This window comes from Leucobacter sp. wl10, from assembly GCF_003569785.1.
Lineage (GTDB): Bacteria > Actinomycetota > Actinomycetes > Actinomycetales > Microbacteriaceae > Leucobacter.
Map to the genome: position 1 here is coordinate 169366 of NZ_KZ983993.1, position 10095 is coordinate 179460.

Annotated in this window: 9 protein-coding genes; 1 reads left to right on the forward strand and 8 read right to left on the reverse strand. The window is 71.4% G+C overall.

Annotation, left to right across the window (positions count from 1 at the left end; genetic code table 11):
* A complete protein-coding gene (locus D1J51_RS08775) occupies nt 1-1437 on the forward strand; it encodes a sugar nucleotide-binding protein (protein WP_119074807.1) in 1437 nt (478 codons plus the stop codon).
* Here the strand turns inward: D1J51_RS08775 and D1J51_RS08780 are convergent.
* From D1J51_RS08780 to D1J51_RS08815, 8 genes are all read right to left on the reverse strand, one after another.
* Nucleotides 1434-2627 (reverse strand): glycosyltransferase family 4 protein, encoded by a 1194-nt coding sequence (locus D1J51_RS08780; protein ID WP_119074808.1) that lies wholly within the window; start codon nt 2625-2627, stop codon nt 1434-1436. The genes D1J51_RS08775 and D1J51_RS08780 overlap by 4 nt on opposite strands.
* The gene (locus D1J51_RS08785; protein ID WP_162903733.1) at nt 2624-3793 is read right to left on the reverse strand and encodes a glycosyltransferase; all 1170 of its coding nucleotides are present in this window, start codon (nt 3791-3793) and stop codon (nt 2624-2626) included. The genes D1J51_RS08780 and D1J51_RS08785 overlap by 4 nt, the downstream gene beginning before the upstream one ends.
* Nucleotides 3794-3811: 18 nt before the next feature.
* Nucleotides 3812-4435 (reverse strand): arsenate reductase/protein-tyrosine-phosphatase family protein, encoded by a 624-nt coding sequence (locus D1J51_RS08790; protein WP_119074810.1) that lies wholly within the window; start codon nt 4433-4435, stop codon nt 3812-3814.
* Entirely contained in the window at nt 4432-5655 is a 1224-nt protein-coding gene (locus D1J51_RS18585) for a Coenzyme F420 hydrogenase/dehydrogenase, beta subunit C-terminal domain (protein ID WP_162903734.1), read from the reverse strand. Before D1J51_RS18585 ends, D1J51_RS08790 begins: the two co-directional genes overlap by 4 nt.
* Before the next feature lie 68 nt (nt 5656-5723).
* A complete protein-coding gene (locus D1J51_RS08800; RefSeq protein ID WP_240423079.1) occupies nt 5724-7208 on the reverse strand; it encodes a lipopolysaccharide biosynthesis protein in 1485 nt (494 codons plus the stop codon).
* Nucleotide 7209: 1 nt separating this feature from the next.
* Complete coding sequence (locus D1J51_RS08805; protein ID WP_240423081.1) at nt 7210-8283, reverse strand: polysaccharide pyruvyl transferase family protein; 1074 nt, start codon at nt 8281-8283, stop codon at nt 7210-7212.
* Nucleotides 8280-9710, reverse strand: a complete 1431-nt coding sequence (locus tag D1J51_RS08810) for a tyrosine-protein kinase domain-containing protein (protein WP_119074812.1) — start codon at nt 9708-9710, stop codon at nt 8280-8282. Before D1J51_RS08810 ends, D1J51_RS08805 begins: the two co-directional genes overlap by 4 nt.
* Nucleotides 9707-10054, reverse strand: a complete 348-nt coding sequence (locus D1J51_RS08815; RefSeq protein WP_119074813.1) for a hypothetical protein — start codon at nt 10052-10054, stop codon at nt 9707-9709. The genes D1J51_RS08810 and D1J51_RS08815 overlap by 4 nt, the downstream gene beginning before the upstream one ends.
* Nucleotides 10055-10095 lie beyond the last annotated feature (41 nt).

A 10095-nucleotide genomic window follows, 5' to 3' on the forward strand; every position in this document is an offset into this window, starting at 1 on the left:
GTGGCGGCCGGGTTCGAGAGCGCGCGGTCGCTCAGGGTGAGCGAGACCGGGATCCCGGGGCTGTTGCTCCTGGACCTTCCCGTGCACGGCGACCGCCGGGGCTGGTTCAAGGAGAACTGGCAGCGGGAGAGGATGGTCGCGCTGGGGCTGCCCGATTTCGGGCCGGTGCAGAACAACATCTCCTTCAACGACCGGCGGGGCGCGACCCGCGGCATCCACGCCGAGCCGTGGGACAAGTACGTGTCGGTGGCGACCGGGCGCATCTTCGGCGCGTGGGTGGATCTGCGTGAGGGTCCCGCCTTCGGGACGGTGTTCACCGCGGAGCTCGGCCCCGGCACCGCGGTCTTCGTGCCGCGCGGGGTGGGCAACGCGTACCAGACCCTCGAAGACGACACCGCGTACGTGTACCTCGTCAACGATCACTGGAGCGCTCAGGCGCAGAGCCAGTACACCTTTTTGAACCTCGACGACGAGACGGCCGCGATCGCCTGGCCGATCCCGCTGGAGCAGGCCGAGCGGTCCGAGAGGGACCTGGCCCATCCCCGTCTCGCCGAGGTCAGCCCGATGCGGCCGAGGCGCGCCCTCGTGCTCGGCGCGAACGGGCAGCTCGGGCGGGCGCTGCGGGAGACCGTGCCCGGCGCGGATTTCGCCGACCGGTCCCGTATCGACCTGTTCAACGAGGAGACCCTCGACAGCGTGCGATGGGGCGACTACGACACGGTGATCAACGCCGCCGCCTACACCGCCGTCGATCAGGCCGAGACTCCCCGGGGGCGCGTCGACTGCTGGGACGCGAACGTGACCGGCGTCGCCCGGCTCGCCCGCCACGCCGCCCGGCACGGCCTCACCCTCGTGCACGTCTCCAGCGATTACGTGTTCGACGGCGCCAAGCACTCCGCCTACACCGAGCACGACCCGATCGCGCCGCTGAGCGTGTACGGGCAGACCAAGGCCGCCGGGGACGCGATCGCGACCACCGTGCCGCGCCACTACATCGTGCGCACCAGCTGGGTCATCGGCGACGGCGGCAACTTCGTGCGCACCATGGCCGCCCTCGCCGCTCGCGGCGTCGACCCGTCCGTGGTCGACGACCAGGTCGGCCGCCTCACCTTCGCCCGCGACCTCGCGGCGGGCATCCGCCACCTGCTCGACACCCGTCCCGCCTACGGCATCTACAACCTCACCGGCAGCGGGCACGCCACCTCCTGGGCCGATATCGCGCGCCGCGTCTTCGAGCTCACCGGCCACGACCCCGCCCGCGTCACCGGGGTGAGCACCGCGGAGTACTTCGCAGGCGAGCAGGCCGCGCCCCGCCCCCGCAACAGCCTCCTCGCCCTCGACAGGATCGTCGCGACCGGATTCGCGCCCCGCGACGCCGCAGAAGCGCTGACCGAGTACCTCGATGCGCTCGCCGGCCACGAGGGCTCGAACCGCTAGGTCGCGTCTCCAGCGTGCGGAGGCGCACTCGGGGGAGCGCCTGCACGGCCGCCGGCGGCCTCGGCGACCGCCCGGCCGATCGAGGCGCGATACATCGAGGGCGCGTGACGGGCGAGTGCGCGCGTGCGAGCGTCCGCGACGCTTGCACGCAGCGAGGGCCAGTCCATCCGCAGCGACGCGAGGGCGTCGGCGAGCGCGCGCGCGTCGCCGGGGGCGACGAGCACCGCCGAGGCGTAGTCGCCGACCGCTTCTCTCAGGCCTCTGATATCGCCTGCGACGACGGGGCGCAGCGCCAGCACCCCTTCGACGGCGGTGTTGCCGAACGACTCGTCCAGGCGCGACGGGACGATGACGGCGTCGCCGGCGGCGAGATGCGGCCAGATGTCGGGATCGAAGCCGACGAAGCGGGCGTCGGCGCCGTCCGGGAGCGCGTCGGCGGTCTCGCGCAACTCCCGTTCGTACCACTCGTTGCCCGGGAAGACCGAACCGACCAGCGTGATCTGCACCGGGGCGCCCGCCTGCGCGAGCAACCGCGCCGCGTCGAGAAGCAGATCCGGGCCTTTGCGCGGCGACAGGCGCCCGACGTAGCAGACCCGCATCGGTCCGGAGAGATCCGCCCGGGGAGGTTCCGGGTCGTCGGGCCCCTCGACGCCGTTGTGGATCACCGTCGACCGCGCGGCGAGAGCGGGGAGGCGCGCCACGAGGGTCTCCCGCGAATACTCGCTGTTGACGATCACGGCGTGCGCCGCGGCGAGGGGCAGGTATGCGGCGGTGCTGACCCACCGGTTGATCGACTCCTCGGCCTCGTGGACGTGGCCGACCACCCGCGCTCGGCGCAGCCGTGCCACGACGGGCCAGTGCGGAAGCGTGATCGTGCTGACGTAGACGGCGGCCGGTCGCACCCGCGAGAGGAGCCGGTGGGCGGCGACGAGGCCGCGTATGCCGTCGCGCGCGAGCGTCCCCCATCCGGATGGGCGGAGGAGAGCCTTGCGGAGCACCAGCATGGGGATCAGCACGACCCGTGCGCCGGCGGCCTGCAGCCGGGGCACCAGGGGGCCGCGCTCGGGCAGCGCCACGACGACATCGAGGCCCGCCTCTCTGAGGCCGATGACGCTCTCCAGGAACATGCGGTCGGAGCCGAAGAGCTCGGCTCCCGGGTGCACGGCCAGGACGGTCTGCGGCGCGGTCATCCGGTCCACTCCAGGGGGGAGCGCCTCGCGCGTCGCGCGGTCCGGTGGATCGAGTCGCCGGCCGCGAGGCGCCGCGCCAGGCTCTCGTATCGATCGGCGACGGCGTCCCAGTCGAACTCGGCGGCGGCGCGGTCGCGCGCCGCTCGGCCCGCCGCAGCCGCGCCCTCGGGATCGGTTTCTGCGGCGAGGACCGCCCGCGAGACGCCGTCGCCGTCGGAGAAGAACCACCCGTCTCCGGCGGTCTCGCGGTTGAAGCCGACGTCGAAGGCGATCACGGGGGTGCCGGCGCCCATCGCGCGGAGCAGTGAAGGATTGGTGCCGCCGACCGAGTGCCCGTGCAGGTAGGTGAACGCGTGGAAGTACAGCGCGTCGAGGAGCAGCTGATCGTACACGCCGCCGAGCAACCGGATGCGGCTGTCGCCCTCGCCGATCGCCTGGATCCGCCGGGTGTAGTCGGCGCTGTAGGGCGCCGATCCCACGACGACCAGCGGCAGCCGCGCGTCGCTCGCGGCGTAGCCCTCCACGATCTCGCGCACGTGATTCTCGGGCTCGAATCGGGCGACCACCAGGTGATACCCCTGCGGTTCGAGGCCGAGTCCGTGGATCCCGCCGTCGGCGGCGAAATCGAGAATCGGCGCACCGTATCGGATCAGCTCCGCCGCGATGCCGAACTGGTGCCGGTAGTAATCGGCGATGCCGGGAGCGTCCGCGATCAGCGCATCGGCGTGCCGCACTCCGAACAGCTCAGCCCAGCGGTAGTACGCGCGGCCGCGCGGCCCCCACTTCGATCGACGCCACTCGAGACCGTCCATGTGGAGCGCGGTCGGGATCCCGCGTGCGCGCAGGAGAGGCAGGAACGGCGAGTTCGCGGCGTTGAAGACGAAGGCGACGTCAGGTCTCCGCGCCGCGAGCGCGTGCACCGTCGACAGTCCGGTATGGCTCAGCGTCTCCACCTGTTTCACGGGCACCGCTGGGAGGTGGACGATCTCCATGCCGAGGTACTCGCGCCCGCTGCTCTCCGAGCCGCGCGTGTACACGAGGACGCGGTGCCCCCGCGCGGCGAGGCGGCGGCCGATCTCCTCGACCGCGGTCTCGAAGCCGCCGTACGCGGCGGGCACGCCCCTGGTGCCTATCATCGCGACGGAGAGGCCTCTTCCCCCGTTCATGAGTCCAGTATGCCGCTCTCAGCGCGCCGGGGCGCCTCGAAAGCTCGCCAACTGCGATGAGAGCTCCGCGGCCTCGGCGCGCACCCGCTTGAGGGCGCCCGTGTGCGCGCGACGCCGTCGACGATGGCCGTCGGGAATGTCGAGAGGATGCGCGCGCTCGCCGAGTCCCAGCACGCGTCGCCGCCGCTGCGGGCGGGGAACGACGAGCATGCCCCTCTGCGCGTCCAGCAGCTGGGCATACTGGTCGGCGGTACCCGGCTGCGTCGCGTCGCAGGGCTCGAGCGTCTCCACGTAGCGGCCGAGGAGCACCGCCTCGGACAGCGTGAACACCCTCCAGCGCGCCTCGGGGGATCGCTGCGCGAGCGCCGCGCGTTCAGCACGAGAGGCCGCGATCACCAGGTCCGTCTGCAGGCCGGCATCGTCGAGCGGCGCTGATCGGTGGGCGTCTGCCGAGCAGCGCTCCTGCTCAGAGCGCACGAGGGCGCGCGCGATCCTGCACATCGGTGCCCCCTCCCGCGCGGCGACGCCGGCGCTCGCGACGCTCCACTCCCCGGGGTCGGGCGCGGCGCTCAGAAACGTGTACTGCATGAGAGGCGAGCGGCAGACGTTGGCCGTGCACACGAAGAGAATCGATCCCCTCATGGCGTCTCGCCCCTCCGCCGGGGCCCCCGGGCCTCTCGCACCCGTCTGAGCGTTCCGCGCAGCGCGCGCAGCGCGAGGCGGGGGTGCGCCAGTGACAGGCGGGTGAGGCCGAAGCCGCGATACCGGGGGACCGCCCGACCCCCCAATCGTGCACCCCAGAGTCGCGCTGCGAGGTACTGGCGCCTCCCGGTCTGCAGGGGCTGCGCCTGCGCGAGCCGCGCCGGATCGAGCGGGCGCAACTCGATGACGCCGGCCTCATGCGCCGCGAGAACGATGGCGAGTCCCCGCTCGGTCCTGGCCAGCAGGGCGCTCCGGCCCTCCCGCTCATCGAACGTCGGATATCCTCGCTCATCCGATTCCCAGGAGTCGGCGGCGGCGATATCCGCTGATTCGCCCACGCCGTCGGGGCAGATCTTGCACCGCCACTGCGTCGTGGGCCCCAGCGCGCGTCCCCAGGACTCGTCGTAGTCGGCGCTCACCTCGCCCCCGTCGAACACGGCCGTGAAGCGGCCAGGCCAGCCGCGGCCCCGGTACCACAGATCCGTGATCTCCTCGGGGCCCGGGCCTCCGAGGTCCCGGATCAGCCGCTCGGTGGCGTGCTGGCTCGGCGTGCCGGCGCAGAAGAAGGAGAGAAGGACGGGGGTGCCGCCGAACCTCCCGCCGGACAGGGCCCGGATGGCGCCGACCTCGCAGGGCTTGGCGGTGACGGCGTGAGCCGGATCGCCGGTCGTGAGCGAGCCGACGGCGACGGGCGCGTAGCGGGAACCGGCCGCGGCGAGGGCCTCCTCCTTCGAGACGATTCGGACCGGGACCGTCCGCACGGGCCGGTCCCGGTCCGCCGCCGCGGTGGAGAGCTGGGTGACGGCCTCGGACGCGAGCAGCCACCCCTGAATCGCGGTGAGCGCGCCGCCGCTGCTCGCGCGATGGCGCACCTCCGGATCGACCGCCCACGCCTCCCACATGCCGAAGTACGAGCCCAGGAGCGGGTGGCGGGTGCTGCCGCGCGGTCGCTTCGCCACGACCTGCCGCCCCGGGCATGCGCGCTTGAAGATGCGCGCCGCGCGGCTCCGTTCGTCGGCCGGTCCCGAAACCGCGGGACGGAGATGGCCGGAGTCGTCGAGTCGCATCGAAAGACCGGCATCCAGGATCGTGCACACTCCGCATCCCGAGCACGCGTCCGCCCGCAGCACTCTGGCCACCTGCTCGCGGACGGTACTCAACGTGTTCCTCCCCTGTACCGGATCTTGCATTCTACGTGGTGCTACCTTACCGTCTGACCGGACTGCGCCTATGCGCCTCCTCGGCGCCGAACCGTGAGCCTCGCCAGTGCGAGCAGTGTGCGCGCGTCGCGCCGCAGCTGCGGGATGAGCAGGAGCGGGCAGATCGCCGCCGCCGCGCTCAGCAGTCCGGCGCCGAGCGCGACCCAGTCTCCGGCGATCGGCTCGACCGCACCCGACACGGCCCACGAGGCGACCGCGCCGCACGTCGAGACCAGGAGGATGCGCAATGCTCCGCCGTACAGGGCGCGCACCGGGAGCACCGTCAGCCGGGACAACCAGAGGATCGAGAGCGGCCAGGCGATGGCGGGCGCGATCGCGAACCCCGCGGCGATCCCCACCACCCCGAAGAGGGAGCCGACGAGGATGCAGACCACGCGGATCCCGGTCGAGACGAGCGAGTACTGGAGGAGCTGCCTGCTCAGCCCCCTGGAGACGTACACCCAGTATCCGACGAACGACAGCGTCGTGAGCGCGCCGGCGAACGCGAAGAACCTCAGCATGGGCACGGCCGCCTCCCACCGGGGGCCGAGCATGATGGCCACGACCGGCTCGGCCATGCCGCACACGAGCAGCAGGGGGAGGCCGAGCGAGTAGCCGAGCGCCAGCTGACCCGCGGAGACGAAGCCGTTGAACCGCTCCCGGTCGTCTTGAGCTCGGGAGAGGATCGGCAGCGCCACGTTCGTGAGGGGCGAGCGAATCTGGTGCAGAGGCGTCATCACGAGCTGGTACGCGCGATTGTAGAGGCCGAGCGGCACGGCTCCGAACCTCGCCGCGACCAGGATCGTGTCGACCTGCGACGAGCCGTAGGTGATGAGGTTGGTGGCTACGAGGTGCCAGCCGAATCTGACCAATCCCCCGACCTCGTGACGGCGCGAGTACCGTCCCGGGCGCCACCGCCCGTACGAGACGAGCAGGATGAGCAGAGCGCCCCCCGCGGTCAGCTGCTGCAGCACCAGCGCCCAGTATCCGGCGCCGAGAAGCGCCGCGCCGACGGCGGCGACGAGCGCCAGGGCGGCGGAGACGACGTCGGCGGTCGCGAGCGCCCTGAATCTCAGGTCACGCATGAGGTGCGCCCGATACTGCGTCGCAGCCCCGTTGAAGATGAAGACGGCGGACAGCGCCTGCACGATGCCCAGAAGCTCGGGATCGCCGCTCGCCCGCGAGAGCGGCCACGCGACGAGGAACACGATCCCGGCCAGGGCCGTCCCCAGTGCGGAGTTGATCCAGAACAGATTGTCGCGCTGGCCGGTGCTCAGCGACGGCGCCTGGACGGACGCGGACGTGAGCCCGAAGTCCCGGAAGATCTCGCCGATGCCCACGATGACGAGCGCGACGGTCAGCAGGCCGTAGTCGCGGGGCGTGAGCAGTCTCGCGAGGATGACGACGGAGAGCAGCTGCAGAAGAATGCGGGCCAGCTGGGCGCCCATCGTGAAGAGCGCCCCGCGGGCGGCGGAGCGTGCCAGATCGCCGGTCATCGTTGCACCGCCGTTCATCTTACGCGAGGGTTTCGATGTAGGGCCGCAGGCGGCCGATGCGCGCCCGGCCCTCGGCCTGCGCGGCCTGCGCGCGCTCCGCCAGCCCCGGCGAGCGCACCGCGTCGAGCACGGCGCCGCTCGTGCTCGACGCGTCTCGCACCTCGACGACGCCGTCCCAGCCGAGTTCGGCGAGCAGGGGTCGAAACTTGCGGGAGTACGCCATCGCCACAGCGGGTGTTCCCGTCGAGAGGGCGTTGAGGCAGGCGTGCATGCGCGCGCCGATCACGACCCGCGCCGCCGCGAGCGCGCCGCGCGCCGCGTCGAGGTCGGCGGGCAGCAGCAGATCGAGGTCGCCGTCGTAGGCGGCCCGCACCTCCTGGACGGCGGTGATATCGCTGTCGGGATCCTTCGACGCGAGCACGTGCGGCATCAGCGTGATCGACCGTCCGTCGGCGCGCAGCCCGTCGATCACGAGGCGAACGGACCGGCGGTACTCCTCGTAGTCCACGTGGGGGTTCGGTCGCCACAGCAGCCCCGAGACGTTGAGGACGACGTCGCGTGGCGGAGCGGGAGGAGGCTGGTCGATGGCGAACACCAGGTCCGTCGTCAGCGCATCGACGGGGCGCCCGAGCGCGTCCGCGGCGTCCGCGCTCTTCGGATCACGGGCGAATACGAGGGACGAGCGCTTGAGATTGCGCGCGGCCAGGCACTTGGCCGCGCGCTTCGCGAACGGCCCGATCGTCTGCGGCGCCATCACGCATCGCACGCCCGCCTGCGAGGCGAACTCGTGAATGAGCGACATGGTGAGATGCCGATCCATCCCGTAGATGTCGGTGAAGCTGTCGCCCGAGCGCGTGTCCCAGAAGACGTCGAACGACGACAGCCACTCCATCATGCCCGACCGCGGCAGAGCGCGGTTCTTGACGAGGGTGCGCGGCGACCAGGCGATCGCGCCGGGGCGGGATCCGTAGTTCATCACCTCGAACCGGGCATCGGAGTGCACGGACGAGAGGAGGTCGAGCGACCCGCGCCCGAGGGCCCGTACGCCGAGATTCGGCGACACGTCGTCGGCCCACGCGATCAGGATCCTCATGCTCGCCCGGCAATGCTGGCGTCGAGTACGGGCCGCCGAGTGCTTGGTCGCGGAGTGCGGCGGCCCGTCTCCGTGTAGTAGCCGTCGGTGCTCCCCCGGCGCCGAACCTTGTTGAGGACGACCCCGATGATCCGCCCGCCCGCGGTCTCGAAGCTCGCCACCGCCTGCGAGAGCTGGGATCGCCTGGTTCTGCCGGCGTCGACGACGAGCACCGCGCCGTCGACGAGCGGCGAGGTGAGGCTGGCGTCCGCCACGCTGAGAATGGGCGGGGAGTCGATGATCACGTAGTCGTACTGCGGGGCCACCGCGTCGATCAGCTGCCGCATGGCATCCGAGGTCAGCATCTCCGAGGGGTTCGGGGGGATCGTCCCCGCGGTCAGGATGTCGAGCGTGGTTCCCCGCCTGCGGATTCTGGCCCGTTCGAACGTCGCATCGCCCAGCAGCACGGAGGTCAGGCCGACAGCGCCCTCCACTCCGAAGACGTCGCTGATCCGGGGTTTGCGGAAGTCGGCGTCGATGAGGAGCACCCGGCTGCGCAGCTCGGCCAGCGTCAGGGCGAAGTTTGCGCTGAACGTCGACTTGCCCTCGCCCTCCGAGGTCGACGTGACCAGGATCCGCTGCAACCGATCGGAGACTCCCGCGTAGGTGAGCGCCGAACGCACCCGCCTGAATTCCTCGGAGGCGTGGCCGAGAGGGTCTTGCGCGACGGCGAGGCCCACCCCCTGGTTCCCGCTGCGCACCCGGGAGATCGTGCCGAGCACGGGCAGGGGAACCGCGGCTCGCAGCGCCATCGCGTTCGGGATCCGGGTATCGAGCAGGCTGCAGACGAGTGCCGCGGCGATGCCGACCAGTAATCCGATGGCCGCGGCCAGCAGCGTATCCCGGGGCTTGTTCGGTGACACCTGATAGCGGGGAACCGTTGCGGTGTCGACCAGCGAGGCCGTGATCGACGGCGCTCCCTGGGCGCCGGCGGGGGACACCTCCTTCACGACCTCCGCCAGGCTCTCCGCAACGGCATTGGCGATCGCGGCGGTGCGCTCGGGCGAGGTCGACGACGCCTGAATGCTGAGGATCACGGTGTTCCCGGGAGTGACCACCTGCACGTTGCGCGACAGTTCCCCGGGCGTCATCTCGAGTCCGAGCTTCTCGATCACCGGGTCCAGCACGCGGGAGGAGGTGGCCAACTGCGCGAACGACTGCATCTGGTTCTGAGCGTAGGTGGTGCCCTGATTGAGGTCCGTGCCGCTGGAGCCCTGGTTGATCGAGACGAACAGCGTTGCGGTCGACTGGAACACCGGCGTCGCGAGCAGCGACATCGCGAGACCCCCGGCCCCGCCGATCACGGTGGCGGCTGCGATGAGATACCAGCGCTTCTTGAGCGCGGCCCAAACGGCTCCCAACGTCCAGGCGGATGTGTTCTCGGTCACGTCGAACCCCCCAACGCCGTCCGGTGCCCTCTGCCCGACAGCCGAATCAGAGCATCGGCGGGCGGAGCGCCGACGCGGTGCGCGAGCGTGCCGACGGTTCCGCCGAGTGGGCGCTCCCGTCGGTGCCGCGATGCGACGCCGATCGCCACCGCCAGCCCCGTCGAGAACCAGAAGAACACGGAGTACTGGGTGATGAAGGCGACGGCGAGCAAGCCGGGAATCTGGCCGGCGACGGCGACATTCGCCACGCTCGCACCTTCCCTGCGCAGGATCCGGATCACGGCCACGGCCAGCGTCGTCACGAGGAGGAGGGCCGGCACCCAGCCCACGCGCATCGCCACCACGAGCAGCGCGTTGATGCTCCTATAGTTGTCAACTCATGATT